Raw genomic sequence first — 26840 nt, 5'->3', positions numbered from 1 at the left:
AAAAGCTTATGAAATAATGTTCTTTTTTTGAGCGTTGAATTTTTAGTTTGTACTGTGAAATAGGAGATGTGTGGCTGCTATTCCTACTAACATTCTAATTACTAGTATCTTGTTTAAAAAGTAGACCAATCTCTCATTAGACCCTTTGATAATAAAACGTTACATTTGTTGGGTAACCTTGCGGGATGTTATGACGAACGCAAGACATAGCCGAAAACGTGGAAGTATTTCGATTAGGCTACGAATAAGACCTAGACTATGTAAAACCAGACCAATCCGTTGACCTTACGGTGAGGAAACTGGCTAAGGAGAACAATTATGACAGCAATGTTGTCAGGCGCAGAGATGGTGGTTCAATCTCTGATAGAAGAGCACGTAGAGCAGATCTTTGGCTACCCAGGTGGCTCTGTTTTGGATATCTACGATGCACTGCATGCTAAAACCGATCAAATCAAACACGTACTTGTAAGGCATGAGCAAGCCGCCACTCATATGGCAGATGGTTACGCTCGAGCTACCGGTAAACCGGGTGTCGTACTTGTGTGCTCGGGGCCGGGCGCGACCAATACCATTACGGGTATTGCAACAGCGTATATGGACTCTATCCCAATGATCGTTATCTCGGGTAACGTACCGAATAGCCTAATTGGTAATGATGCTTTCCAAGAGTGTGACATCGTCGGTGTCTCCCGCCCAGTGGTCAAACACAGCTTTTTAGTAAAAAAAGCGGAAGATATTCCTGAAACAATCAAAAAAGCGTTTTATATCGCGACTACAGGTCGACCTGGTCCAGTTGTGATTGATTTGCCAAAAGATGTAATGAACCCGCAAATCAAACTGCCTTATCAATATCCAGAAACGCTTTCTATGCGCTCTTACAAGCCGACAACTTCGGGCCATAAAGGCCAGATTAAAAAAGCGCTTAAATCGCTATTAGAAGCGAAAAAACCAGTGCTTTATATCGGTGGTGGTGCGGTGATTTCTGGCGCCCATGAACATATTTTAGAGCTTTCCGACAAACTGAACCTACCAGTAGTGAGTACTTTGATGGGCTTGGGGGCATTCCCGGGTACACATAAAAACTCACTGGGCATGTTGGGTATGCACGGCACTTACGAAGCTAATATGGCAATGCATGAAGCGGATCTTATTTTTGGTATCGGTGTGCGTTTTGATGACCGTACAACCAACAACCTTGAAAAGTACTGCCCAAACGCAAAAGTGATGCATATTGATATCGATCCGTCATCGATCTCGAAAAACGTGAAAGTGGATTTGCCGATCGTAGGTTCTGCGGAAAAAGTGCTGACAACCATGCTCGGGCTGCTTGCAGAGCAAGGTAGTGGAAATGATCAAGATGCTATCACCGCATGGTGGGATGACATTCAAGTATGGCGTGACCGCAACTGCTTGTCTTATGAAACGTCTCCAGAACGAATCAAGCCACAGCAAGTAATTGAAACGCTGCACAAGCTAACTAATGGCGACGCATATGTGGCGTCTGATGTGGGCCAGCATCAGATGTTTGCGGCGCTGTACTACCCATTCAATAAGCCGCGCCGTTGGATAAACTCTGGTGGTCTTGGCACCATGGGATTTGGTCTTCCGGCTGGCATGGGCGTGAAGTTTGCCATGCCACAAGAAGAGGTCGTGGTTGTGACTGGTGACGGCAGTATTCAGATGAATATTCAAGAATTGTCGACAGCCATGCAATACGACATTCCAGTGAAGATCATCAACCTGAACAACCGATTCTTAGGCATGGTAAAACAGTGGCAAGACATTATTTATCAAGGACGTCACTCTAATTCTTACATGAGTTCTGTTCCTGACTTTGCAGCGATTGCAGAAGCTTATGGTCACGTCGGTATTCGTATCGAAACGCCTGATCAGCTCGAAGAAGGGCTACAAAAAGCGTTGGATATGAAAGATCGTCTGGTGTTTGTGGACATCAACGTAGACGAAACCGAACACGTATACCCGATGCAAATCAAAGGTGAGGGTATGGATAAAATGTGGCTAAGCAAAACGGAGAGAACTTAATATGAGACACATTATTTCATTGCTATTGGAAAACCAACCGGGTGCGTTGTCTCGTGTTGTTGGTTTGTTCTCTCAACGTGGTTACAACATTGAATCTTTGACGGTATCACCGACTGATGATGAAACCCTGTCGCGAATGAACATTACCACGACATCTGATGAGATGCAGTTGGAACAAATTCAGAAGCAGTTACACAAATTGATCGATGTGCTGAAAGTGCAAGAAGTCACCGAGTATGAGCACATTGAGCGTGAACTGATGATGGTGAAAGTGAAAGCCAGTGGTTTTGCGCGAGCAGAAGTGAAGCGGACGGCAGACATCTTTCGTGGCCAGATCGTGGATGTCACGGCTTCCCAATACACCGTACAACTTGCGGGTACGAGTGAAAAGCTAGATGCCTTCATTCAAGCGATATCCGAAGTGACCGAAGTTGTCGAAGTTGCTCGTAGTGGTGTCGTTGGCATTGCGCGAGGAGAGCGAGCTCTCAAACCTTAACTCTCTGATTGCATATAGAAAAGCCACTTAATCTAAGTGGCTTTTTTGTTTAGAAAATAACAATTAATGATATAATTGTCGTTTTAGTAAGCATGATAGGCATTAGACGTGTGAAAGTACCTAAGCGAGTCGGCACCTTATTGGCGACAGCACTATTTTTTAGTGCACTCACTGCCGCTTACTACTATCAGAAATATCTGACGTTGTTAGAAAACAATGTTGAGAACACCGCTCAAGAAGCGTTACATCAATTGGCCTATACTGGCCGTGAATACAGCAATATTCAGGATCAAATCGAAACGATCAGTGACCTACTTGGTCACAGCCAAAGTCTGTATGAATATCTGCGCCAACCTAACCGGGTGAACCGTTCCATCTTAGAAGACATGTGGATCTCGGTCGCAATCAATCAAAAGTTGTATAAGCAAATTCGCTTTCTTGATGTTTCTGGTCGAGAAAAAGTTAGGATTAATTATGAGATTGAAACAGGCGCTGCGTTGCCCGCGATCAAATTGCAAAATAAGTCAGAGCGAGATTACTTTCAATTCGCTAAGAACTTAGACGATGGCGAAATCGCTTCGTGGGGGATAGGTTTAGAACGAGAGTATGGCGAGTTAGTCTATCCCTATAGCCCGTCACTGCGTATTTTGATGCCTATTTCGCTTAACGGAAAGCGCGAAGGGTATCTTGTGCTTAATGTTGATATTGACTATTTATCCTCTCGACTCAACTATTCGTCAGTGCTTGATTTCCATATTGAGCTGATTAAGAGTGACGGATTTTACATTGATAGCCCTAAATCAGCTCGTTTGTATGGCCATATAATTCCCGCTCGCTCTCAATTTAATTTTGGCCGGATGTACCCAAACATTTGGCGTAGTTTAAATTCAAAAGATTCGGGCTATGCTTACAATGGTTCGAATTTGGTCGCGTATCGCACCATCCAGTTTGTTTCTAGCGAACCTCTTCATCTGGTTATTGATCTTACCAATGAGCAGTTATTATCCCGAGCTCAGAGGGATATTGATGACTTAATCCAAGAAGCGTTTTTTGTTTTAAGTTTGGTGCTCGGCTTCACTTTGCCGACGGCAGCCCTTGCTCTGCATTATCGGCGTCATAGTATGGAATCGAAGTTGGCTCGAGCTGCTCTTGATGGTATGACTGCGGTGATGATCTCGGATGCTTCACATAGAATCATCATGGTTAATCAAGAGTTTGAAAACATGATGGGTTACTCAACCAAGCATGCCCAAGGTTGGAGTGCACATCATTTAATTCTCTTACCTGAAGATCTCGAAGCAAACCTGAGTATCTGGAAAACACTGAAGAGTGAACACGTATGGGAAGGGGAGATTCGTTGTCGAACTAAGTTTAATCAAGTCTTTACTGCAATAATGCGTATTCAGGCGAATTTAACCAAGTCAGGTAAAGTGAGTTATTACATTACGTCGCTGGTGGATATCTCTGGGCAAAAAGAGTTAGAAGAAAAATTACGAAACCTAAGCGAAAAAGATGGCTTGACGGGGTTGTGGAACCGCCGAAAATTTGAAGAGCAATTGGCGCAATATGCGGGGATTATTGAACGCTATCCTGATAGCCCTCCTGCTTGTTTGGCGTTGTTTGATATTGACCACTTTAAACGTATTAATGACGAGCTTGGCCACGACGAAGGAGACAAGGTGATTTGTAGTGTCGCAGAAACCCTCCTAGAAGAAGTCCGCAGCACAGACTTTGTATCTCGTGTCGGTGGTGAGGAATTTGCAGTGATTATGCCGCATACAACACTAGAAGAGGCTGAAATTGTATTGAACAGGCTACGTGTCGCGGTTCAAATGCGTAGTGATAGAGGCATTACTGTCAGTGCTGGGTATAGTGATTTAACCTCTGATCGTACAAGAACGTATAAATGTGCTGATATTGCTTTGTATGAGTCAAAAAGTGCAGGGCGTAACTGCGTATCGCTATGTCATAGTTATGATGATATTGCTTAGTGCTTTTACAAAAACGAAAAAACGGGGATAGACCCCCGCTTTTTAGTCTCAGCGTTATTCGCTAGCCAGTATGCGACATTGGTTGTCGATGGCGGCTTCGATACACTGTATTGACTGTCTCAAATAACGCTCTAGATAACCTAAAGCATCCTGACTCTTTTTGTCTAGCGATGCCTTCATCAGTATTTCTTGCTCATCGAGATTACAGTGCCCAGGGTTCCCTGTGCCTAAAATCTGCATCGCGAAGTATTGGTAGCGTTTAATTTGCGTGAGTAGATCGCGGAAAAACCCAAACATATTGACAGAGCCAGCACCTTCAAACAGCGCAGTAAGAAACTGATTTTGGCGCTCTTCCCATTCCCTCCAGCAAAAGCTTTCGCCAGGTTTTACTCGGGATAACTTGTGATAAGCAGTTAGTACATCCAGTTCCCATTTTTCATCGCCAATCATAATTGCCTTACTGAGTAAGCATGCGGAGACCATTTGCAGGCTTTCGTACAAGTCATGTAACTCATCTTTACATACAGGTGCAACCCAGCAGCCTTTTTGCGGCTCGAGTTTGACGTATTTGCTCCAAGATAATTGCACCAATGCTTCTCGAATGGGTGACGCTCCTAAGTTGTACTTCTCTTTGAGTTCGGCAACCACGAGTTTTTGACCTGGTTTAAGCTCGCCATCGAGAATATCCTGACGGAGCATTCTTAATACTTTGTCGGTAAGAGTGGGACTAGACACATACACCTCATAGAAGAAACTTTAATCGTGACGATAAAATTAAACAGTACGAAATTCTGATAGAGGTGAATAATACAATTAGCCTATTATGAGAGCAAGAAAGCCATATAAAATATAAAAAAGGAGGGCATAAGCCCTCCTTCTCAAGAAACTGAAGTGTTAAAAGTTCAGTCTTATAGTACGTGTACAGAAGCTGTGTTCGTAGTACCTGAAGCAACTAGAGCGCCAGAAACCATAACAACGATATCGCCTTTGTTACCTAGACCTGATTCTAGAGCAAGTTCTTTACCCGCTACGTAGAATGCGTCAGTGCTTTCGATTGAATCAACAACTACAGGAGTAACACCTTTAGTTAGAACTAGCTGTGCAGCAGTTTTCTTGTTAGTTGTTAGCGCTAGAATGTTTGCAGTTGGGAAGTACTTACGTACTGAACGTGCAGACTTACCGCCTTCAGTTGCAACAACGATAAGTGGAGCAGCTAGTTTCTCAGCTGTGTCTACTGCACCTTTACATACTGCTTCAGTGATGCGTAGGCGTGGGCTGTCTAGACGAGAACCTAGTTCAGCTTTTAGCGCTGAGTCAGTACGGTTCGCGATTTGAGCCATGATAGTTACCGCTTCAACAGGGTATTTACCTTTCGCCGTTTCACCAGAAAGCATTACTGCGTCAGTACCGTCCATTACCGCGTTAGCAACGTCGCCTGCTTCCGCACGAGTAGGACGTGGGTTGTTGATCATAGAATCAAGCATTTGAGTTGCAGTGATAACCATCTTACGTGCACGGTTACACTTCTCGATCATCATTTTCTGAGCGAAGATTACTTCTTCAGCTGGGATTTCAACACCTAGGTCACCACGTGCAACCATGATGCCGTCAGAAAGCTCTAGGATCTCGTCGAAGTTATCAACACCTTCTTGGTTTTCGATCTTAGAGATGATGTGGATGTTCTCGCCGCCGTTTGCAGCAAGTACTTCACGGATTTCTTGAACGTCAGACGCTTTACGGATGAAAGAAGCTGCTACGAAGTCAACGCCTTGCTCACAACCAAATTTAAGGTCGTTCTTATCTTTTTCAGATAGTGCAGGTAGGTTTACAGAAACGCCAGGAAGGTTAACACCTTTGTTTTCGCCCAGTGCACCGTTGTTAAGAACTTTACATTTAACTTCAGTTTCAGTCTTAGAGATAACTTCCATCTCGATTAGACCGTCGTCTACTAGGATAGTGTTACCTACGTTTAGGTCTGCTGCGAAACCAGCGTAAGTTACTGCAACTTTATCTTTGTTACCTACAACTGAAGTGTCAGTTGTGAAAGTGAATTCTTGACCTGCTACTAGATCAACATCGTTACCGCCTTCTAGCTTGATAGTGCGGATTTCTGGACCTTTAGTATCTAGAAGAATTGCTAGTGGTTTGCCAGTAGCTTCCATTACTTTACGGAAGTTCGCGATACGAGTGCCGTGTTCTTCGTAGTCACCGTGAGAGAAGTTAAGGCGCATTACGTTCATGCCTGCGTTAACTAGTTCAGTTAGCTTCTCTACAGATTCTGTTTTAGGGCCAATCGTACATACGATTTTGGTCTTTTTCATGGAAGATACTCTCCGGTAAGTATAGTTACAATTTGAAAGTCGGTTATTTACTCTGAAGTCAGGACGTTTTTGATGACATTTAGTACCTGTCACCCACCGATTTTTCGTCTCATTATTAGAACTTCAGATTCTGAAAGTCTTTCACCAAGTTTAGTCATTTTATGACTAAAAGATCGGCGATTTTGGTTACCTTTTTGTGACTAATCCCACTTTATATGCAGAAAGTTGCAAAAAAATAGCCTTCAATTCTGTAATTTTTTTTCTTTTCGGTGGCGAATTCTACCACTGAATGAATCCAATATCACTGTTTAAGAATTGTCTTAGGACAAGGTTTTATCGAGAAATATTAATTTTTTGGATCGAAATAAATGGACTTGAAAGTTTCGGTTTGACTATAATAAGTTTCACATCGAAACTTAAAATAAAAACTTAAATGTCGAAACGAAACACTCAATTAAGAAGACACGCCATTTCTAACTTGGTTTCTGAACTAGGAGAAGTCAGCGTTGATGAACTTGCTCAGAAATTCGAAACCTCAGAGGTCACGATTAGAAAGGATTTAGCTTCTTTAGAGAAAAACGGCCAACTTCTACGCCGCTATGGCGGTGCGATTGCTATCCCAAAGGAAGTCATTCACGAAGAATTGGGCGCTAATGTTTCGACTCGAAAGTTAAGCTTAGCAAAAGCAGCAGCATCATTGATTCGCGATCATAATCGCATCGTGATCGACAGTGGCAGCACGACTGCCGCGCTGATTCAACAGTTGAATGACAAACGTGGCTTAGTGGTCATGACCAACTCGTTGCATGTTGCTAACGCCCTAAATGAATTAGAGAGCGAACCGACACTGCTGATGACTGGCGGTACTTGGGATACGCACTCAGAGTCCTTTCAAGGCAAAGTGGCCGAATCTGTATTACGAGCTTACGACTTTGACCAACTATTCATCGGTGCGGATGGCATCGATCTCGAGCGTGGAACCACGACATTTAATGAGTTGGTTGGCTTAAGTAAGGTAATGGCAGAAGCGTCACGTGAAGTGATCGTAATGATCGAGTCCGAAAAAATCGGCCGTAAGATCCCAAACTTAGAGCTCGCTTGGCATCAAGTTGATGTGTTGGTGACCGATGCAGATATCCAAGCAGAGCATAAAGTACAGATTGAACAACATGGCGTGAAAGTCATTTGCGCCTAATAATGTAATCAGTTTCATATTTTACTTCCCTCTGGATAAAGGCCTTTGCTTGCTGCCTCTATTTGAAATCATGGCTAGGGAAGAACAAAACTACAAACGGAGATAAACACATGTGTGGAATCGTAGGTGCAGTAGCACAACGAGATGTTGCAGAAATTTTGGTTGAAGGTCTACGCCGCTTAGAGTACCGCGGTTACGACTCTGCTGGCGTTGCGGTTGTTGATGGCGAATCAAACCTAACGCGCGTTCGTCGCTTGGGTAAAGTACAAGAATTGGCTGATGCAGTAGAAGAAGCAAAAGTGATCGGCGGAACTGGTATTGCGCACACTCGTTGGGCGACGCACGGTGAACCTTCTGAAATCAATGCTCACCCACACATGTCTGGTGATATCGCAGTGGTCCATAACGGCATCATCGAAAACCATGAAGAGCTGCGTGAGCTGCTTCAATCTCGTGGCTACGTGTTTGAATCGCAAACGGATACAGAAGTTATCGCACACATGGTTGAGTGGGAACTTCGTACTTCAGAAACGCTATTAGAAGCGGTACAAAAAACAGCAAAACAACTTGAAGGCGCATACGGCACGGTAGCGTTGGATCGCAAAGACCCATCTCGCATCGTAGTAGCACGTTCAGGCAGCCCGATCGTGATCGGTTTTGGTGTAGGTGAAAACTTCCTAGCGTCTGACCAACTTGCATTACTTAACGTTACGCGCCGTTTCATGTACCTAGAAGAAGGGGACGTAGCAGAAATTACTCGCCGTGAAGTCACTGTGTTTGATGCAACGGGTGAGCCAGTTGAGCGTGAAATTGTTGAATCTAATGCAGAGCATGATGCAGGTGATAAAGGCCAATACCGTCACTTCATGCAAAAAGAAATCTATGAGCAACCTAAAGCGTTGATCAACACAATGGAAGGTCGTATCACGTCAGATTCTGTTGTGACAGACGCGATCGGTGTGCACGCGGCAGACATTCTAAGCAAAGTAGAACACGTACAAATCGTGGCGTGTGGTACGTCTTACAACGCAGGTATGACGGCACGTTACTGGTTTGAAGACATTGCAGGCGTTAGCTGTGATGTAGAAATTGCGTCTGAATTCCGTTACCGCAAGTTTGTGACTCGTCCAAACAGCCTTCTTATTACGTTGTCTCAGTCTGGTGAAACTGCAGATACGTTAGCAGCACTTCGCCTAGCAAAAGAGAAAGGTTACATGGCGGCGATGACCATTTGTAACGTAGCAGGCTCTTCTCTGGTTCGTGAATCAGATTTTGCGTTCATGACTCGCGCTGGTGTTGAAATCGGTGTGGCTTCAACCAAAGCGTTCACGACTCAGCTTTCTGCACTACTTATGCTGGTAACAGCACTGGGTAAAGAGCAAGGTCGCATCAGCAAAGAGAAAGAAAAAGAGATTGTTGAAGCGCTACACGCACTTCCTAAGCAAATCAACGCGGCACTTTCTTTCGAGAAAGAAATTGAAGCACTTGCAACGGATTTTGCAGACAAGCACCACACATTGTTCCTAGGCCGTGGCGAGTTCTACCCAATCGCGATGGAAGCGTCTCTAAAACTGAAAGAGATCTCGTACATCCACGCAGAAGCGTACGCGGCGGGTGAACTGAAACACGGTCCTCTGGCTCTAATTGATGCTGACATGCCTGTTGTTGTGGTTGCACCAAGCAACGACCTACTTGAAAAGCTAAAATCAAACGTTGAAGAAGTGCGTGCGCGTGGCGGCCTTCTATACGTATTCGCAGATGCAGACGCAGGCTTCGAAGGCGATGAGACAATGAAGATCATCACTATGCCTCACGTTAGTGAAATCACGGCGGCGATCTACTACACCATCCCAATGCAGTTGCTGTCTTACTACGTAGCACTGATCAAAGGTACGGACGTAGACCAACCACGTAACCTAGCGAAAGCGGTAACGGTTGAGTAATTACGCTTAACAGCAAAAATCCTGAGCGGCACATGCGAGAGTATGTGCCGCTTTTTTATTTAAACCCATTTTAAGGTTTGTGAGTTATTGACCCAACTGGTGAGCGGTTAGAATTGCAGAGTAGACATTTTCTGCCGTCACTGGGAATGGCATATTGTGGATGGTTTCTCCCTCGGCCGTTGAGGCTTCGGCGACCTCGCGCAACTTAGCGTGGTTAAGCTCTTTAACGCCCATATCAAATAAGTTGGTTGGTAGACCTACAGAGCGGCAGAATGCAAGAACCGTATTAATCTCTTCCATCGCTGCGTTTTCTAGTACCAGCTGAACTAGTGTGCCGAACGCGACTTTCTCACCATGATAGAGATGATGACACTCTTCAAGCTTAGTTAGGCCGTTATGAATAGCGTGAGCACCCGCTAGACCACTGCTTTCAAAACCGATACCGCTAAGGTATGTATTGGCTTCAATAATGTTTTCTACCGCTTTGGTGCTCACACCATTTTCTACTGCAGCTTTTGCTTTTACACCATCTTCAAGCAAGGTTTCATAGCAAAGTTTCGCAAGCGCTTGTGCTGAACGCGTCGCTAACCCACCAGCCATTGTTGCCTTACCAGAAGTCATGTTGGCACGAGCTTCAAAGTAGGTGGAAAGCGCGTCGCCCATCCCCGATACAAGTAAGCGAACAGGGGCTTTGGCGATGACTGACGTATCCATGATGACCATGTCTGGGTTTTTAGGGATCATCAAATATTCTGCAAATTCACCTTCAGGTGTGTATATCACCGCAAGCGCTGAGGTTGGCGCATCAGTCGAGGCAATCGTAGGAACCACCACGACAGGAATTTTTGTGTAAAACGCAACAGCCTTTGCTGTATCTAACGTTTTACCACCACCAATACCGACAATGACATCGTGTTTCTGAGTGGCACAAATGTCCGTGATGCGTTCAATCTCAACGCGTGAACATTCGCCACCAAAAATGTTCATAGCGAGTGGAAGCTTTTCGTCAGCAAAACTTTGTTTGACGTCATCACCAACCAGGTTAGTCACGAACTCATCGGCAATTACTAACGGACGTTCACCCAATGTTTTCACATAGTGAGCGATAGATGTAAGTACTTGTTCACCTTGGACGTATTTGCTTGGGCTGATAATAATTTTGTCCATAATTCAAACCTTTAACCTTTTTTATGTGTGTTTTGGACTGCAATGAATATCCATTGTAGGGATAAGGTTTATATTAGGTTTGGTGTGGTAAGTGGTGAAGGATATCTCTGGTTTTGTTCCATGCTTTTATGACCTCTGTGTCAAACCGACTGCCAGAAGTAATAAGAATCAGCATGCTTTATGGCGACGATCACTATTCAGGAAAATTTGTCGTTTTTCGTTTCATATTGAAACAATAATGCCGAAGTTTTTGTTTCAATATGAAACGGATTGATTTTTGTTGAGCACGCATTTTCTCTGTTTAAGATGAATTCATACCCTACATAAAAATATAAATGGAATGAGATAGAACGATGAAAAAGTTAATTAACCAAGTTGATGATGTTGTATTGCAGCAAATGGAAGGTCTGGCTTTATCTCGCCCAGAGCTAAAAGCGAACTACGAACCTCGTTACATGTGGCACGAGGAAACACCGGGGCAAGTGGCACTGGTTTCTGGTGGTGGCTGTGGTCATGAACCTTTGCACGCAGGTTTTATTGGTAAAGGCATGCTGACAGGCGCCTGCCCTGGAGAGGTATTTACTTCACCAACGCCAGATCAAATGTACGAATGTGGCAACCAAGTGAATACTGGTGAAGGCGTGCTATTTATCATTAAAAACTACACCGGAGACGTGTTGAACTTTGAAACGGCTGTGGAGCTGCTTCATACCGATGGCATCAAAGTTGGGTCGGTGTTGGTGGATGACGATGTTGCAGTCAAAGACAGCCTGTATACCGCTGGTCGCCGTGGCGTAGCTGGAACGGTATTGGTTGAAAAGTTAGTTGGGGCTGCCGCGAGCAAAGGTTATTCGTTGGAGCAATGTGAAGCACTGGCTCGTCGCGTTAATAATCACTGTCGTTCATTTGGCGTGGCGCTTAATGCTTGTGTTGTACCCGCAGCAGGTAAACCATCTTTTGTTCTGGAAGATGATGAAGTGGAGTTTGGTGTTGGTATCCATGGTGAACCAGGTATCAAGCGAGTGAAATACACCGATGTCGATACGTTAGTGGATGAAATGTTTGCTGAAGTTGCTGAAAACACACCTTATCAGCGCACATTGCGTATTTGGAATCGTGACGAAGGTGAATGGGATGAAGTGGAATCCAGCATTGAGCCTTTCGCCGCTGAACACGACTACATCGTGATGGTGAATGGTATGGGCGGTACGCCAACTTCAGAGCTTTACGGAGTGTACCGCCGTCTGGCTCATAACTGCGAGCAAGCAGGGTTCCGTATCGTGCGTAATATGGTTGGTAACTTCTGTACGTCACTCGATATGGAAGGCGTTTCGATTACGTTGCTGAAGGCAGATAAAGAGATGTTGGAGCTGTTCGATGCTCCTGTCGATACGGCCGCGATCAAGTGGTAAGAGGGGGGAGCGGGGAGCAAACATGCAAATTGAAAAACAACATATCGTTCACTGGCTAGAGTTATGTGCAAAAACGTATCAAGAGAATCAAGATTTTCTGACCGACCTTGATCGTGATATTGGTGACGCAGACCATGGTCTCAATATGAACCGTGGCTTTAAAAAAGTTGCTGAAAAACTGCCGCAATTTGCGGACCAAAATATCGGCAGCATTCTCAAGAATACGGGCATGACCTTACTTTCTAGTGTTGGTGGGGCAAGTGGCCCGCTGTATGGCACGCTGTTTATTCGCACGGCTGCCGCTGTCGGAACCCGAGAGCAACTAACGTTTGAAGAGTTGGTCGATGCACTAAAAAGCGGTGTGGATGGCGTGGTGTCTCGTGGTAAAGCGGAACTGGGTGATAAAACCATGTGTGATGTTTGGTTACCCGTTTTAGTTAGCGTGAAGGCGTCGTTAGAAAATGGCATGAGCGCCGATCACTTACTTAATGAAATGGTTGAGCTAGCAGAAACGAACGCGGTTGCCACGATTGAAATGTTGGCGAAAAAAGGGCGAGCAAGCTATTTAGGTGAACGCAGTATTGGTCACCAAGATCCCGGTGCAACCTCTTCTTTGTTAATGATTAAAGCACTACAGCAGGCAATAGCAGGTAATTAAGATGGTGGGAATTGTAGTTGTATCTCATAGTCGTCGACTTGCCGAAGGGGTGGCAGAACTTGCCACCCAAATGACGCAAGGCAAAGCCAAGCTTGCGATTGCTGCTGGGATTGATGATCCAGAGAACCCGATCGGAACCGATGCCATTGCCGTGATGGAAGCGATTGAGCAGGTACAAGATCAACAAGGGGTTGTTGTGTTGATGGATCTTGGCAGCGCGTTGCTTAGCACGGAAATGGCTCTGGACCTGATTGATGAGCATGTGAGGGAAAATGTCACCCTTATCTCGGCACCTATTGTTGAAGGAACCATGGCGGCGTCGGTGGCTGCCGCCGCCGGACTGCCTTTATCGACGGTAGTCGAAGAGGCACAGAATGCGTTAAGCGTAAAACAAGAGCACCTTGGTGATCAGCCACTAACATCCGCTGAGATAGCGCCAGTATCAGAGAACTTTGAGCAAGAATGGACATTTGATTGGGTAGTGCAAAATCCGCATGGATTACATGCTCGTCCCGCTGCGGCCATTGTTGGTGCACTCGCGCCTTTTGACTGCCAATTATGGTTGAAAAAAGGCGAGCGCCGTGTGAACGCGAAAAGCTTAAACAGCATTGCGAAACTTGGCGTTCGTAGCCAAGAGACGATCACGCTGTGCGCACTCGGCTCTCAATCCAGTGAAGCAATCAAGGCATTTGAAGCCTTAGCTTATGAGCACTTCGGAGAAAAAGAGGCGGTTGAGCAAGGCATTATCGAACCTGAAGAAAGTTCAGATACTCTGCTCGATGGCATGGCCTCAAATCAGATTGAAGGTGCTGTTGTTGGTATTCGAGTCAATGACGGTATCGCTACTGCTCCTGCTGTCCTTTTTACTCATGAAATGCCAGCAGTGCCTGAACGTGATTTCCAAAGTGAACAAGATGAAATTGAACGGGTTAAGCGTGCGATAGGCGTGGTTGTTCAACATTTGCAGGAGCAAGCGAAGCAGCCGAAAGGGGAAATATTTGCTGCTCATAGCATGATGCTCAGTGACCCAGAATTATGGGCATCGGTCGAGTCGCGAATTCAAACGGGCATGATAGCCGAGCAAGCTTGGGTAGAATCACTGCAAACGTTGGCCGAAGAGTTTCGCCAGGCAGAAAGTCAGTACATGCGGGAACGCGAAGCAGATGTGCATGATATAGCACGCCAAGTTATGGTCGAAATGACAGGCGTAACGCCTAATGCCATCGACATTCAGGAACCGAGTATTTTGTTGGCCCGCGACCTGATGCCTTCTGATGTGGCCGGGCTTGATAAATCGAAAGTGCTTGGTATCTGTTTGAGTGAGGGAGGGAAAACCTCTCACAGTGCGATTCTTGCTCGTGCGATGGGGATTCCTGCCATCGTTAAAGCTCAGGGCTGCCTTGATGCTGTGCGTGCTGGTCAAGTGGTGACTATTGATGGCTTCCGAGGGCATTTATGGTTCTCTCCTTCAGATGCCGTACTGCAGGAATTAGAAGCTCAGCAAATTGAGTGGCAAAGCATCCGACAACGTGCATTAGCGAGTGCTCAGCAAGCCGCAGTCACCTGTGATGGTGTCCATATTCCAGTACTCGCCAATATTGGTGGACCGAAAGATATTGATGATGCACTAACATCAGGAGCTGAGGGCGTTGGTCTATTTCGGACTGAGTTTCTATTTCAAAACAGTGATGAGTTGCCGACTGAGGAAGCGCAATACCAAGTGTATCGTGATATTGCAGCCGCACTTGGTGATAAGCCACTTACGATTCGTAGTCTAGATGTTGGCGGTGATAAGCCTTTAGCCGCTTATCCTATGCCAGCAGAAGATAATCCATTTTTAGGTTTGAGAGGGGTGCGGTTGTGCCTTCAACATGAGTCATTGTTTACCGCTCAACTTCGAGCCATTCTGAGAGCCTTTCACGAGCAACCGAATATTCAATTGATGATACCGATGGTGGCTCAGGTTGAAGAAGTGAGAAAAGTAAAAGTGCTGTTGGCGCATCAAGCAAACCAACTCGGCTTGGATGCGACTCATTTGCCCGTTGGTATTATGATTGAGGTACCAGCCGCGGTGTTAAATGCTGATGCGTTAGCCCAAGAAGTCGACTTTTTCTCTATCGGCACCAATGATTTGACTCAATATGTTATGGCCGCCGATCGAGGTAACGCTGCTGTTGCTGAATTGGTGAACTACTTTGAACCATCGGTACTAAAAGCCATTGAGCTCACGTGTGCAGCAGGCGATCGCGCGGGCATACCGGTTAGTATGTGTGGTGAGATGGCTGGCGATCCAAATGCCACAGAAACATTGCTCCGCGTGGGGTTGCGAAAATTCAGCGCCAGTTCGAGCATGCTACCGGGACTAAAAGCGCAGATTCGTCAGTTGTCTGTCGATGTTTACTCGATACCTTATCGTTAGTACACCTGTACCGGCGTGCTTACGCCGGTTTTACTTTTGTTATAGGAACGCCAATTCACGACTTAATACAGCTTCATTTGCTCCTGCAGCCCAAACTTATTAATTTTTCTCCATAAGGTCGTGCGGCCAATTTGCAATGCTTTCGCCATATCATGCATTTTGCCATCACACTGATTCCAAGCCTGAACAATCGCTCTTCTCTCGGCTTCTTCTAACGTGATTACTGGCGTATTTTCTGCGGTATGGCAAGAATTCAGTTTAATGTCTTCAGGAATATCGTTCAGCTTGATTAAGTTGGAACTGCGGTTAAGCAAAATTCGCTCAGTTCGGTTTCTTAATTCAGAGTTGTTGCCTGACCAACGAAAATTCATCAACGCTTCCAGTGCGACTGGCTCTATCGAGATCGTCACATTGTGGCGGCGTTCATAATGGCTGATAAGCTGCTGGACGAGAAATTCAATGTCTTCTTTACGCTTTCGTAGTGGCGGAATATGCAGCTCGTTCGAGGAGATTTCATAATAAAGTTGCCGACCAAATGAGCGCTGAGTGACATACTCGCTGATCTCTGAAGCGGTGCTGGTAATAAGTTGAAAGTCTACGGGGATCAATCGCAAACTGTCGCTGCGGCTGACGAGCCCAGTTTTTAACAACTTAAGTAGCACGGCTTGTAAATCGGGCGACAGATATTCCACCTTTTCTAAAAAGAGCGTACCGCCATGGGCGAGCTCAAACTTTGAAGGCATGCCTTGCCCTTCGTCGTACCCCAGGGTTTCTTTGACCAGTTGCTCTGTATTGATGGAGCGGCAGTTGAGCGTAATGAATGGTCCTTCTTTGTAGGCGCTTTCGTTATGAATCGCCATGGCGAGAGTGGCTTTTCCTACGCCTTCTTCACCTGTAATTAGAATCGGTGATTTTGACTTTATGGCCCGTTTTGCCACGGTAATGACATGCTTCATTTTTCGTGAAATGACGGGCAAAGTGCTGAACGTATAGCGCGCACTGCCACCTATTTGTTGTTGAGCAAGTTCGCGAATTTTATCGATAGGGTGCAAGAACAATAAGTGTGTGCCGTCGTTGAGTGGACGCAAGGTGATGATCGCCTCAACAAACTCGCCACGAACCTCTACCGTTGTGAGTTTACGGTTTATGCTCGCACCTGACTCAATACTAGTAAGGACATTCGGTGGGAAGCGCAAAACAGAAAAGACTTCTTTATCCAAGACCTGACTGGCTTCAATGTTTAACAAACGCTCGGACTGGTGATTTACCATGGTGATGCGATTTTCTTCATCCCACGCTAGAAGGCCGTCATCCATGCACTCTAACGTTGCGTTATGCGCACAAGTGAGGCGGTTCATGTTTTCTTGTTCCGACTGAATGTGGATTTGCAAGCTGACTTCTTTCGCGCTCGACGCGATGATGACTAAGTCTTCTTTCTTATAGCTTTCCGCTTTTCTGAAAAGGCATGTTGTACCGCGTAATTTTCCAAATTGGTCAAAAACAGGCGCAGCTACAGAGGCATAAGAGTGCAAGTGGCGATTGAAATGTTCGGCAGCAAAAACTTCACACGGGATATGAGTATTGATACAGAGATTGACTGCATTTGTGCCTATCTTTCCTTCGGAGAGAAAACAGCCTTGTTTTATGCCGAGCGTTTGCATCTCTTGTCGCATAGAGTCGTGCCCGACGGTGGAGAGAATACAGCCGTTGCCATCGGTTACCATCAATAGCAGGTCTTCGTCCCCTAGCATGTCGTAAGTGTCTTCAAGTACGGTCGTGGCGCATTCGATGAGGTGCTCGTTGCGTTTCATCAGAGATGAGAAGGTAAATCCAGAGGCAATATGTGGCTTTGACCAGGTGTAAGGGCTGCATTGCTTTATGCAACGCTCCCACGACTCGAGGACGGGAGTGCGGGAAAATTCTGGAGATACCCAGTGGTGTTTCTGGAAAAACTCCCACTTAGTTTTAGTGTCTTCGATTGAAAGCATGCGATCCCGTTTCAATACTAGCGATAGATTGGTCTGATGTTACAGAGACATCGGAATATGGACTGTGATGGCTTTCACGCACGTTGTATAGAAGAATGTGCAAAAAGAGGGGCGAGTTGAGGAGGCTTCCTTGCCAGTTTTTCGATTAAAAAGGGCTGTCTTTGCCGAGCTCATTGCAAATCTCGACAATGGCAAGTGAGAGCCCTGACTTAATGATTTGTTGTTGACGTTGCAGCTGTAGCTGATAAAACTCAAGGTCGATGTCGTCATCTGGTTCGCTGACTTCCAGTTGCACCATGCCCATTTTCTTCACCAAGTGCAGTTTCTTAATTGGTTCTAGAATATTCGGGTCAGTGAATTCGTAATCTGAAGCGTCACTATTGAGTTGGTTTTTGAGTTTGATGATGTCTTCGATGTCGTGGTAAATGTCATCGGGGAGCACTCCCAAGCCAAACAATAACTTCAAACGAACAGATAGATCGCCCAGCGGTCCAGAGTCTTGTAGCAGCGGACCGACAACCGATTGAACAGCGAAGTTATCTTTACGAAAGATTCTTTGCACCAACCCGTCGATCGAATCGTTAAAAACGTCGACTGCTGCAATGAAAAAGCCTCGTACCGATGGTGCGCTGTTTAATCGCTCAATGATCTCGGTTTCGTTGATGTTATCTGCCATATACTGAATACATTTCTAATTATTAGCTATCCCAACTCTTCAAGCAGAGAAGGACATAGAAGGGGAGCCAAGCTCCCCTAGGTAAATCAAAGTTGGTTGTAAAGTGTCTCGATTTGAGCCACTTCATCACTGTCTTCTGCAAGACCTGTGTATGTCGCTAGCGTCTTCTTCACACCCACTTCTTTTAATGAGGTTTGCAGTTCTACTGCTTGTGGGTCGGTGTCGTTAGTGTACTTCAACGCAGCGGCAATGCCTTTCAAAAGTGTTTTATTTTCAGTGCTATACTCAATTGTACCGAGTAAAGGCTTCACTAATCTATCGTTTGCACCCAATTTTCTAATTGGTTGACGACCTACGCGATCCACCTCATCCACTAAGTATGGGTTGGCAAAGCGTCCTAAAATCTTCTCGATGTAGGCGTTGTGCATGTCACGGTCGAAGCCGTAGCGTTTGATCAGCACTTCACCACTCTCTTGCATCGCCTGTTTTACTTCAGCGTGAATGCTTGGGTCTTCAATTGCTTCACGAATGGTGCGATGGCCTTTCAAGCAACCTAGGTAAGCGGTAATGCAGTGGCCTGTATTGAGAGTGAATAGCTTGCGTTCTACGAATGCCATTAGGTTGTTGGTTCTTTCCATGCCAGCTATGTCAGGGATTTCGCCCTTGAATTGCTGCTCATCCACAATCCATTCGCTAAAACTCTCTACAGTGACTTCTAGTGGGTCATCGTTCGCCGCTTCTGCTGGTGGTACGATGCGGTCCACTGCGGAGTCGACGAAGCCAACTAGCTCGTCTGCTTTCGCGTGTAATGATTCATCCAAATGTTTGTACACTTCACCTTTTAGGTGAGTCGTGCCACGAACCATGTTTTCGCACGCGATGATGTTCAATGGTTTATCGTTACCTGCTGCAAAGCGTTTAGCAATGCCGGTAGCGATGGTTTTTGCAATGATGTCCAGTACGTTAGGGCCAACCGCTGTTGTTACCAAGTCGGTTTTTACAATGCGGTCGATGACATCTTCACTGGCTGAGTTTACCGCGGTGACGTGAGTTACTGTGTCGATTTGGCACTCAGTACCGACCACTTTTACTTTGTATTCTTGCTTGTGACTCAGTTGGTCGACGAGTGGAGCGTCAACGTCTGCAAATGTGACCTCGACTTCTGCATCTGCTAAGAGTTTTCCGATGAAGCCACGACCAATGTTACCTGCGCCAAAATGAACTGCGTTTTTCATAATTCTTACCTACCAATGTCTAAAATGTTGACTTACGAAACTAGGGGGAGGCCAACCGCATAGGGGGTGACAGCTGACCTCATTTGCCTCAGGAGCAAATTAAAGGGGTAATTAAGCCGCTTGTTGACCGCCAAGGATGTTCAGAATCTCTTCCACATCGTTGGTGCTGGTTAGCTTCTCAATTGCCTCCGGCTCATCGAGCGCGTTCGTAATGGTGGTAATCACCTGGATGTGCTCATCGTTCTTAGCGGCAATGCCGATAACCAGTTTCGCTACATCATCGTCGTCTTCAGTAAATTGGATACCCGATGGGTATTGGCAGATTACAATGCCGGTTTTCTTCACGCGGTCTTTCGCTTCTACCGTGCCGTGAGGCACTGCGATAGATTCGCCTAGGTAAGTTGGAACCAATGCTTCACGCTCAAACATCGCGTCTACGTATTCTGGTTCTGCGTAGCCAAGTTCGACCAACTTGTTGCCCGCGAAGCGAATCGCTTCTTCTTTGTTGGCAGCTTTCAAACCTAGGTGAATGTTCTCACGCTGGATTTGGAACACCGACGTTTGCTGTGGCTCGAAGTTGTCGTCGTTTGCTGCCACGAGCGACACTTTTACCATTTGGTCGTCATTGGCTGCGGATTGGTTTTGTGCGGCTAGTAGTTTGGTGACTAGCTGGTTGTACATTTCGCTGTCTAGGAAGTTAGTCAATGAAATGTGGTGTGCGTTTGGAGCATGCTTACGTGCACGATCCGTTAAGTCTTTATGAGTAATCACGATATCTGCACTCTCTGGTAAGCTGTTAATGGCAAGGTTGGTTACGTGGATGTTCAGACCTGCGTCTTGAACCTTTTTGCGTAGCATGCTCGCGCCCATTGCACTCGAGCCCATGCCCGCATCACAAGCGACAATGATGCTTTGTACTGTCGCTAGGTCTACGTCACCTTTGCTTTGGCTGTTTACCACCGCATCGTTTTTAGATGCAGATTTCATGTCTTTCATTTGTGATGTTGCTTTCTCTAGTGCTGCTTCATCACCGTCTTCTTCTGTTGACGTTTGAGTCTTCATTAGCAGTGCTGCTACGGCGAATGACACGCCTGTTGCTGCTGCGATAGACGCTAGAACACCAACGATTGAGCCTTTCTGAGTCATCAACAAGATTGCAAAGATTGAACCTGGTGATGCTGGAGAAACGATACCTGCGTTAAAGATAGTTAGAACGAATACGCCAGTCATACCACCTGCGATAGCCGCAAGGATTAGGCGAGGGTTCATTAGGATGTATGGGAAGTAAATCTCGTGGATACCGCCGAAGAAGTGGATGATTGATGCACCACCTGCCGTTTGACGAGCCGTACCTTTACCAAACACCATGTAAGCTAGCAGGATACCTAGACCAGGACCTGGGTTTGCTTCGATTAGGAAGAAGATCGATTGACCTGTTTCAGACGCTTGTTGGATACCCAGTGGAGAGAAAATACCGTGGTTGATCGCATTGTTTAGGAACAGGATCTTCGCAGGTTCAACGAAGATTGAAGTCAGTGGTAGTAGGTGAGCAGAAACTAGGAAGTTAACGCCAGCCGCCAAGCCACCAGAAAGAATTTTTACGAATGGACCGATAAAGATGAAGGCAAGGATCGCACATAGCATGCCGATGATGCCCGCAGAGAAGTTGTTAACCAACATCTCGAAGCCACTTTTTACTTTACCATCGATGTAGTTATCGAATTTCTTGATAGCCCAGCCGCCCATTGGGCCGACCATCATTGCCCCCATAAACATTGGGATGTCTGTGCCGACAATCACACCCATTGTTGTGATTGCACCGACTACCGCACCACGATCGCCACCAACTAATTTACCACCGGTGTAACCGATAAGTAGTGGCAGCAAGTAGGTAATCATTGGGCCAACCATAGAGGCTAATGTTTCGTTTGGTAGCCATCCCGTTGGGATAAATAGAGCAGTGATAAAGCCCCACGCGATAAACGCGCCGATGTTTGGCATTACCATGTTTGACAGAAAACGACCAAAATTTTGTATCTTGATCTTGGCATCTGGTGATATCATAACAATTCCCCGTTCGATGTTCTGATGAATCTTGTTGTAGTAAACGGTTCGCCAAAACCGTTTGTTTGATTGCTTAGTACCCAATCAATTTACCACACATTTTCCAATTGGAACTGACAACGGGTTTTTTGTGATCTACGCCCGCATTTCTTAGGCTGAGAAACGGTTTTTAAGTGACCAAGTTCAACTTATTAACTTGTAACTTAATAACAAAAAACCACTTTCAAATCTGTCAATGAAAATCTTAGTGATCAATCCGACCTTCTGACAAATTTAAAATTAAAATACCTTGTGACTTTGATCACTTTTAATTTTTTTTGAAATTCGAATTAAATACTTGTGATGATCAATGTCACGTTTTGTGTTGAGTTGTGGTGGATTTAAAGTGTGACTTGGATCTGTTTTTGTATTTTGTGAAAGTTTGTGACGGAATTGGTGAGATAAATGCTATCTAGATCTTTCGATAGATTGTATCTATAAGATTCTTTTCGGCGCACTTCACGGAGCACGCCTAATTAGTTGATGAAAGGGTAAATAAAGAGAGTCGCCACACGGTTCTTCTTGTGATTCCCAACTCTCTACTTAATCACTGTTCTTAATCATCGTTGCTATTAGTATGATAGACGAGGTAGTCATGAGCTTGCTCGCGTCCCATATACCTTGCCAACGTCTTTTCTTGAACATCGCGCAAATCCACCATAATCAATCCATCTAGAGCGTTATTGAATGCAGGGTCGACGTTGAAGCATACCAGCTTGCCATTGAGGCTTAAGTACTGACGCAGCAAAACGGGCACTCCTTTCCCTTCATCGATTCTGGCAATGACACGTGACAATAGCTGTAAATCACCCAGAGCAGTGAGCATGCTGGTGTTCCAGTCACGGTGGTGCTCAGGAAGTGGGTTAGAAGGTGTGACGTACTCTGCGCAATTGTTGTCGTAGTGGTGCAGTGTCATTGATTGAGCCAGTAATTGACGTGCAGTATCGCTATAATCGTTGCTAATGCTTACCGGACCAAATAGGTGAGTGTAATCTGGGTTTTGATGAACGAACGTTGCGATGCCTTTCCACAGCAGCAGTAGCGCGCTCATGCTCTTTTGATATTGCTGTGCAATCACAGAGCGCCCCATCTCAATGGATTTACCCATTTGGTCGATAAAGCGTTGGTCATAGTTAAACAACGTTCGTGAATACAGACCTGCTACGCCGCGCTTTTCAATCAGTTGATCAACCAGACCTAAACGATACGCGCCCACCAAGCATTGGTTCTCTCTGTCCCACACAAACAGATGCAGGTAATCATGATCGAAATGGTCAATGTCTATTGCTAGTCCAGTCCCTTCGCCAACTTGTCGGAAATTGAGCTCACGTAGGCGACCAATTTCATGCAGTAGGGAAGGGATACTCTGCGACTCCGTGCAGTAAACATCGAACTCACCACTTGTTAGCAGCTTGGACTCTTTTGGTAAGTTGTTCAGCTCTTCAAGCAATTCGCCTACGGGTAACCCTGCTGCTATTGGAGAGAGCATTTCTGATGAAGAAGAAGGCTTCACTGAATGGGTTTCACGATTGAGCAAGTAAGTGTTGAGCCGCAAATAGTTCACCACTTGATCATCGTTAAGTGTGTTGATCTCTTTGAATTTGATCACTTGGCCAAAAGATAAATCAATGGTTTGCGCATGTTTGTTTAGCAACTCTCGACCAAGCAGTAGGGTACGCAAAAGTGGATGGATTTTCCCTGCCATATAGAAGCGTTTCGAGTTCTGGCCACTGATGAATACTGGAACTGTCGTTGCTTTGTTTTTGCGGATCAGGCTACTTACGCTTCGACTCCACGCTTTGTCTTCCAAGCGTTGCTGTTTGGCATCGACTAACTGGGACACTTCACCGGCAGGAAAGACAAGCAATAAGCCGCCACTTGCTAGGTGTTTATTAGCCGCTCTGAGGGCCTTCATATTCGATTTGACGGCGTCTTTGCCTTCAAACACATCGACACCAATGAAGAGCTGATCTAACTCCGGCACGGTTTTCAGGTATTGATTGGCTAGAATTTGGATATCGTCTCGTACCATCAACAAGAGTTCGGCCAAGATGACGCCTTCCACACAACCAAGCGGATGGTTCGCCACAATGACGGTAGCACCTTGTTTAGGTACTGAGTCGAGTGAACCATGAGCAATGCGATAATCGATACCTAAGATATCCAGCGTGAAGCGGAGAAAAGTTTTGGTATCGGCATTAACGGGGCGTTGGGCGTAGAACTTATCAAGTTGGTTTAAACCGGTTGCCCATTCAGCAACGTTTTCACCAATGCCAAACGGCGTTTTACGAGGGAGACGAAAAGGGGTTGAACTATCCATATTTACCTCAGCGTACAAGTTGCTGATTGGATAGTAGAAATTACAGATGACAGTTAAGAGGCAAAAGCATGAGCCTTTGGTGACAAACCAATGAAGCTTTATTGACTAAAGAAAACGGTATATCACTGTGCTATGAATCAAAACTCGCGTTATGTCTCCCTCTTAAAACAATAGATAGGCTATCTTATCTAGAACAAAGATTAAGCTAAGTTGATATTTATCAGGGGGAAATAATGGAACGAGTTTCCAATAAAGCAGCACTTTGGATTGGGCTAAGTTTGATACTTGGTCTTGGCATCCTTGGCTATTTTATGCAGCAGACGGCGGTGAAATACCGAGCCTATGAAAGAGTCGTGACAGTAAAAGGTTTGTCGGAGCGTGAGTATCCTGCTGATACGGTGATTTGGCCGATTCAATTTACTCTAGCGAGTAATGATATGGGGGCCATGTTTGATGAAATTGACCAGCAAACCCGTTTGATTTTAGACTTTCTAAGTGCCAAAGGGCTTCCTGAAACCAGCGTTTCCCTTTCTTCCCCAGCGGTCATTGACAGAAAAGCACAGCAATATGGGAGCGAGCAAGACATTGAGTATCGTTATTTGGCCTCGCGAACCGTTACGGTTTACAGCCAGAGTGTTGATGTTGTTCGAGCGGCAATCAATGAAATAGGTGAGCTAGGAAAACAAGGCGTTTTGCTTAACCAAGATCCTTATGCAAATCGTGTTGAGTACAGCTTTACTAAGCTGAATGATGTGAAGCCAGACATGATCGAAGAAGCGACTAAGAATGCGCGTGAAGTGGCTGAGAAATTTGCGAAAGACTCACAGAGTTCACTGGGTAAGATCAAACGTGCAACTCAAGGGCAGTTCTCGATTTATGACCGAGACAGCAACACGCCTTACATTAAGAAAGTACGAGTGGTATCGACGGTTCAATATTACTTATCTGATTAAAGTTGCGCTCATATAGTCAATAGTTGGTCGTTCCATCACCTTCTATTTGTAGAGGTATCTATGCTCTGTGATAGGGAAATCAGTCTTCGATGACGCTATATACAAGTACTTTTTTATAAAACTAAGTTCTTAACAGTGATGAGGTGAGTTTGATAATAATCAAGCTCACTTGTTTCTTATGAGCGTAAGTTAGTATGACTTATTGCTAGAAGGAATTAGTATCATGGCATACAAGCATTTTGTTAGAGAACTACTGGGTTTAGCGATTGTTGTCTCTGTCGTCTTTGGCGTATTAGGCGTGATGTTAGAGCTCTTCGCACTGACGGCACTTTGGGAGCATCAGCAAACGATAGCCGATGTTTTCTTCCATGAATCTCTCTACTTCATCGTATTTTTAATCCCACCATACTTCCTCTGGAAGTTGATTAACCGTCCTGAATTGGTTTCTGCTGACCAAGCTTATTTGGCAATGAAGTTAGAGGCTGAAAGTCGACAATGAGTCGATTTAGTGAGTAATGAAAAGAAGAGGCTATGAGAAAACATTAGCCTCTTTTCTATCTGATTCGTGGGGCAAAATATTCGCTGCTTTATTGATTAAAAAGCTGCTTCGATTGTGCCTTTGAAAGTGCGATCGAGGTAATCACGAATCGCTTGAGATTGATAAATAGAAACGAACTTTTTATACGCTTCATTATTTTTGTCTGCGTCACGAGTGGCGATGACCATGACTGCTAATGGGGCGTCTTTTGCTTCAAGATAGATACTTTGTTTCTTCGGATCTAAACCAGAAGACATTACGTAGTTCATTGTAATCGCAGCCGCGTCCACATCATCTAATGTTCTTGGTAGCTGAGCGGCATCTACCTCGACAAATTCAAATGATTTTGCGTTTTTTTTGATATCAGTTAGGGCGGCTTTATGGCCAACACCCTGTTTCAGCTCAATTAAACCTGCATCGGCGAGTAGCAACAGACCACGACCACCGTTGGTAGGGTCATTTGGAAGCGCTATACGTGCATTGTTTGGAAGCTCTTGCAGTGAGCGATACTTATTGGAATAAAGCCCCATACGCATAAGAATGGACTGACCAATTGATACTAATTGGGCGTTATGGCTACTGTTGAAGTTGTCTAAAAATGGCTGGTGCTGATAGCTATTAATATCGATGCTACCATCGCTAAGAGCGGCATTAGGTGTCACGTAGTCAGAAAACTCAATGACTTCGACATTCAAACCTTGCTTCGCTGCTTCCTTCGCTACCGCCTCGACTACTTGTGCATGTGGCCCAACTGTCGCGCCCACTTTAATGACAGAGTCATCTTTTTCTCCACAAGCGCTTAAGCCGACTACTGCCGTGAGAATCAAAGCTAGTTTCTTTAAGTGACCAATACTTTTCATTGTAGCTCCATTTTTTTGTTTTAGACGTCCATACGTTTGTATGTCCATCCTATCAGAAGTTGTCTGAGGGTCAATGGTTTAAATCACGAGCAGACATTTTGTTTCTATTGCTCGTATAGAAAGCCAGATAATAGTTAAAGAAGAGGGGAAGAAGAAAAGCTATTACGAGGTTAGTGACGAGTTACCGCAACCGAAACTGTACCCAAAGATATAAGATACAAAAAATGCTTATGGAGAAATCCGTAAGCCTTTTTTCGTTCCAGTCCTTTCCATATCTGGTCCGCAATTACTCCCGGTAAGCTCCGGTCCATCAGGTCAGCCGAAACACTTCACGTAGTCACTACAGAGTCACACTTCCTGTCTCAGAGTGATATCCACCATCAGAACCTTCTCTCGTCTGTACAGTACGAATCAGAGCAGATACATACCACTCAACACCAGAATCGAACCCCAGAAAAACTTCGCGCTGGAACCAACAAAAATATAACCAACATCCTGTCCATTAGCTGAAGTTATTAATTT

At 45.2% G+C, this 26840-nt stretch carries 19 protein-coding genes; 10 read left to right on the top strand and 9 right to left on the bottom strand.

Annotation, left to right across the window (positions count from 1 at the left end; translation table 11 throughout):
- Positions 1-318: 318 nt before the first annotated feature.
- The 3 genes from R7R24_RS10750 to R7R24_RS10740 all read left to right on the top strand — a co-directional run bounded on the left by R7R24_RS10750 (position 319) and on the right by R7R24_RS10740 (position 4530).
- A complete protein-coding gene (locus R7R24_RS10750) occupies positions 319-2043 on the top strand; it encodes an acetolactate synthase 3 large subunit (protein ID WP_005379695.1) in 1725 nt (574 codons plus the stop codon).
- A gap of 1 nt (position 2044) precedes the next feature.
- Entirely contained in the window at positions 2045-2539 is a 495-nt protein-coding gene (gene ilvN / locus R7R24_RS10745) for an acetolactate synthase small subunit (RefSeq protein WP_005379697.1), read from the top strand.
- A 110-nt stretch (positions 2540-2649) separates the two neighbouring features.
- Entirely contained in the window at positions 2650-4530 is a 1881-nt protein-coding gene (locus tag R7R24_RS10740; RefSeq protein WP_005379698.1) for a GGDEF domain-containing protein, read from the top strand.
- A 54-nt stretch (positions 4531-4584) separates the two neighbouring features.
- Here the strand turns inward: R7R24_RS10740 and R7R24_RS10735 are convergent, their stop codons facing one another.
- Together R7R24_RS10735 and pykF are read right to left on the bottom strand one after the other, a co-directional pair.
- Complete coding sequence (locus tag R7R24_RS10735) at positions 4585-5271, bottom strand: GntR family transcriptional regulator (protein WP_081008270.1); 687 nt, start codon at positions 5269-5271, stop codon at positions 4585-4587.
- Positions 5272-5438: 167 nt separating this feature from the next.
- Positions 5439-6851 (bottom strand): pyruvate kinase PykF, encoded by a 1413-nt coding sequence (gene pykF / locus R7R24_RS10730; RefSeq protein ID WP_005392243.1) that lies wholly within the window; start codon positions 6849-6851, stop codon positions 5439-5441.
- A 433-nt stretch (positions 6852-7284) separates the two neighbouring features.
- Here pykF and R7R24_RS10725 point away from each other — a divergent pair, with 433 nt between their 5' ends.
- Together R7R24_RS10725 and glmS are read left to right on the top strand one after the other, a co-directional pair.
- A complete protein-coding gene (locus R7R24_RS10725) occupies positions 7285-8046 on the top strand; it encodes a DeoR/GlpR family DNA-binding transcription regulator (protein ID WP_005379701.1) in 762 nt (253 codons plus the stop codon).
- A gap of 110 nt (positions 8047-8156) precedes the next feature.
- Positions 8157-9989, top strand: coding sequence for a glutamine--fructose-6-phosphate transaminase (isomerizing) (gene glmS / locus R7R24_RS10720; RefSeq protein WP_005379702.1), 1833 nt, complete (start codon positions 8157-8159; stop codon positions 9987-9989).
- 84 nt (positions 9990-10073) lie between these two features.
- Here glmS and R7R24_RS10715 read toward each other — a convergent pair whose 3' ends face one another.
- Positions 10074-11156, bottom strand: coding sequence for a glycerol dehydrogenase (locus R7R24_RS10715; protein ID WP_017820260.1), 1083 nt, complete (start codon positions 11154-11156; stop codon positions 10074-10076).
- 353 nt (positions 11157-11509) lie between these two features.
- On the opposite strand from R7R24_RS10715, the gene dhaK reads away from it, so the two are divergent.
- The 3 genes from dhaK to ptsP are packed head-to-tail and all read left to right on the top strand — an operon-like array spanning position 11510 to position 15645.
- Complete coding sequence (gene dhaK / locus R7R24_RS10710) at positions 11510-12568, top strand: dihydroxyacetone kinase subunit DhaK (protein WP_005379704.1); 1059 nt, start codon at positions 11510-11512, stop codon at positions 12566-12568.
- A gap of 22 nt (positions 12569-12590) precedes the next feature.
- Complete coding sequence (gene dhaL / locus R7R24_RS10705; protein ID WP_005379705.1) at positions 12591-13226, top strand: dihydroxyacetone kinase subunit DhaL; 636 nt, start codon at positions 12591-12593, stop codon at positions 13224-13226.
- A gap of 1 nt (position 13227) precedes the next feature.
- On the top strand, positions 13228-15645 hold the full coding sequence (gene ptsP / locus R7R24_RS10700; protein WP_054579258.1) for a phosphoenolpyruvate--protein phosphotransferase: 2418 nt from the start codon (positions 13228-13230) through the stop codon (positions 15643-15645).
- Positions 15646-15707: 62 nt separating this feature from the next.
- On the opposite strand, the gene dhaR is transcribed toward ptsP, so the two are convergent.
- The 5 genes from dhaR to R7R24_RS10675 all read right to left on the bottom strand — a co-directional run bounded on the left by dhaR (position 15708) and on the right by R7R24_RS10675 (position 23967).
- A complete protein-coding gene (dhaR, locus tag R7R24_RS10695) occupies positions 15708-17633 on the bottom strand; it encodes a dihydroxyacetone kinase operon transcriptional regulator DhaR (RefSeq protein ID WP_054579257.1) in 1926 nt (641 codons plus the stop codon).
- A 145-nt stretch (positions 17634-17778) separates the two neighbouring features.
- Positions 17779-18309: an MltR family transcriptional regulator gene (locus tag R7R24_RS10690; RefSeq protein WP_005379708.1), complete on the bottom strand. Its 531-nt coding sequence runs from the start codon at positions 18307-18309 to the stop codon at positions 17779-17781.
- An 86-nt stretch (positions 18310-18395) separates the two neighbouring features.
- Positions 18396-19544 carry a mannitol-1-phosphate 5-dehydrogenase gene (locus tag R7R24_RS10685; RefSeq protein WP_054579256.1) on the bottom strand — a complete coding sequence of 383 codons (1149 nt, stop codon included), beginning with the start codon at positions 19542-19544 and terminating at the stop codon, positions 18396-18398.
- A gap of 111 nt (positions 19545-19655) precedes the next feature.
- On the bottom strand, positions 19656-21608 hold the full coding sequence (locus tag R7R24_RS10680) for a PTS mannitol transporter subunit IICBA (protein WP_005379710.1): 1953 nt from the start codon (positions 21606-21608) through the stop codon (positions 19656-19658).
- A 595-nt stretch (positions 21609-22203) separates the two neighbouring features.
- On the bottom strand, positions 22204-23967 hold the full coding sequence (locus R7R24_RS10675; protein WP_054579255.1) for a lysophospholipid acyltransferase family protein: 1764 nt from the start codon (positions 23965-23967) through the stop codon (positions 22204-22206).
- A 233-nt stretch (positions 23968-24200) separates the two neighbouring features.
- Between R7R24_RS10675 and R7R24_RS10670 the strand changes: the two genes are divergently transcribed.
- Together R7R24_RS10670 and R7R24_RS10665 are read left to right on the top strand one after the other, a co-directional pair.
- Positions 24201-24920: an SIMPL domain-containing protein gene (locus R7R24_RS10670; RefSeq protein ID WP_005379714.1), complete on the top strand. Its 720-nt coding sequence runs from the start codon at positions 24201-24203 to the stop codon at positions 24918-24920.
- A 223-nt stretch (positions 24921-25143) separates the two neighbouring features.
- Positions 25144-25419, top strand: a complete 276-nt coding sequence (locus tag R7R24_RS10665; protein WP_005379716.1) for a hypothetical protein — start codon at positions 25144-25146, stop codon at positions 25417-25419.
- A 95-nt stretch (positions 25420-25514) separates the two neighbouring features.
- Here R7R24_RS10665 and R7R24_RS10660 read toward each other — a convergent pair whose 3' ends face one another.
- Positions 25515-26318, bottom strand: a complete 804-nt coding sequence (locus R7R24_RS10660; protein ID WP_042521813.1) for a MetQ/NlpA family ABC transporter substrate-binding protein — start codon at positions 26316-26318, stop codon at positions 25515-25517.
- Between the last annotated feature and the right edge of the window lie 522 nt (positions 26319-26840).

The organism is Vibrio sp. 704 (genome assembly GCF_033339295.1).
The sequence above is the reverse complement of the archived record's forward strand: the minus strand, read 5'-3'. Positions and strand labels throughout refer to the sequence as shown.

Excerpts from the sequence above, each read along its gene's own strand:
- R7R24_RS10750 (WP_005379695.1), top strand. The coding sequence starts at position 319 with ATGACAGCAATGTTGTCAGGCGCAGAGATGGTGGTTCAATCTCTGATA.
- ilvN (WP_005379697.1), top strand. The coding sequence starts at position 2,045 with ATGAGACACATTATTTCATTGCTATTGGAAAACCAACCGGGTGCGTTG.
- pykF (WP_005392243.1), bottom strand. The coding sequence starts at position 6,851 with ATGAAAAAGACCAAAATCGTATGTACGATTGGCCCTAAAACAGAATCT.
- R7R24_RS10725 (WP_005379701.1), top strand. The coding sequence starts at position 7,285 with ATGTCGAAACGAAACACTCAATTAAGAAGACACGCCATTTCTAACTTG.
- glmS (WP_005379702.1), top strand. The coding sequence starts at position 8,157 with ATGTGTGGAATCGTAGGTGCAGTAGCACAACGAGATGTTGCAGAAATT.
- R7R24_RS10715 (WP_017820260.1), bottom strand. The coding sequence starts at position 11,156 with ATGGACAAAATTATTATCAGCCCAAGCAAATACGTCCAAGGTGAACAA.
- dhaK (WP_005379704.1), top strand. The coding sequence starts at position 11,510 with ATGAAAAAGTTAATTAACCAAGTTGATGATGTTGTATTGCAGCAAATG.
- dhaL (WP_005379705.1), top strand. The coding sequence starts at position 12,591 with ATGCAAATTGAAAAACAACATATCGTTCACTGGCTAGAGTTATGTGCA.
- ptsP (WP_054579258.1), top strand. The coding sequence starts at position 13,228 with ATGGTGGGAATTGTAGTTGTATCTCATAGTCGTCGACTTGCCGAAGGG.
- dhaR (WP_054579257.1), bottom strand. The coding sequence starts at position 17,633 with ATGCTTTCAATCGAAGACACTAAAACTAAGTGGGAGTTTTTCCAGAAA.
- R7R24_RS10690 (WP_005379708.1), bottom strand. The coding sequence starts at position 18,309 with ATGGCAGATAACATCAACGAAACCGAGATCATTGAGCGATTAAACAGC.
- R7R24_RS10685 (WP_054579256.1), bottom strand. The coding sequence starts at position 19,544 with ATGAAAAACGCAGTTCATTTTGGCGCAGGTAACATTGGTCGTGGCTTC.
- R7R24_RS10680 (WP_005379710.1), bottom strand. The coding sequence starts at position 21,608 with ATGATATCACCAGATGCCAAGATCAAGATACAAAATTTTGGTCGTTTT.
- R7R24_RS10675 (WP_054579255.1), bottom strand. The coding sequence starts at position 23,967 with ATGGATAGTTCAACCCCTTTTCGTCTCCCTCGTAAAACGCCGTTTGGC.
- R7R24_RS10670 (WP_005379714.1), top strand. The coding sequence starts at position 24,201 with ATGGAACGAGTTTCCAATAAAGCAGCACTTTGGATTGGGCTAAGTTTG.
- R7R24_RS10665 (WP_005379716.1), top strand. The coding sequence starts at position 25,144 with ATGGCATACAAGCATTTTGTTAGAGAACTACTGGGTTTAGCGATTGTT.
- R7R24_RS10660 (WP_042521813.1), bottom strand. The coding sequence starts at position 26,318 with ATGAAAAGTATTGGTCACTTAAAGAAACTAGCTTTGATTCTCACGGCA.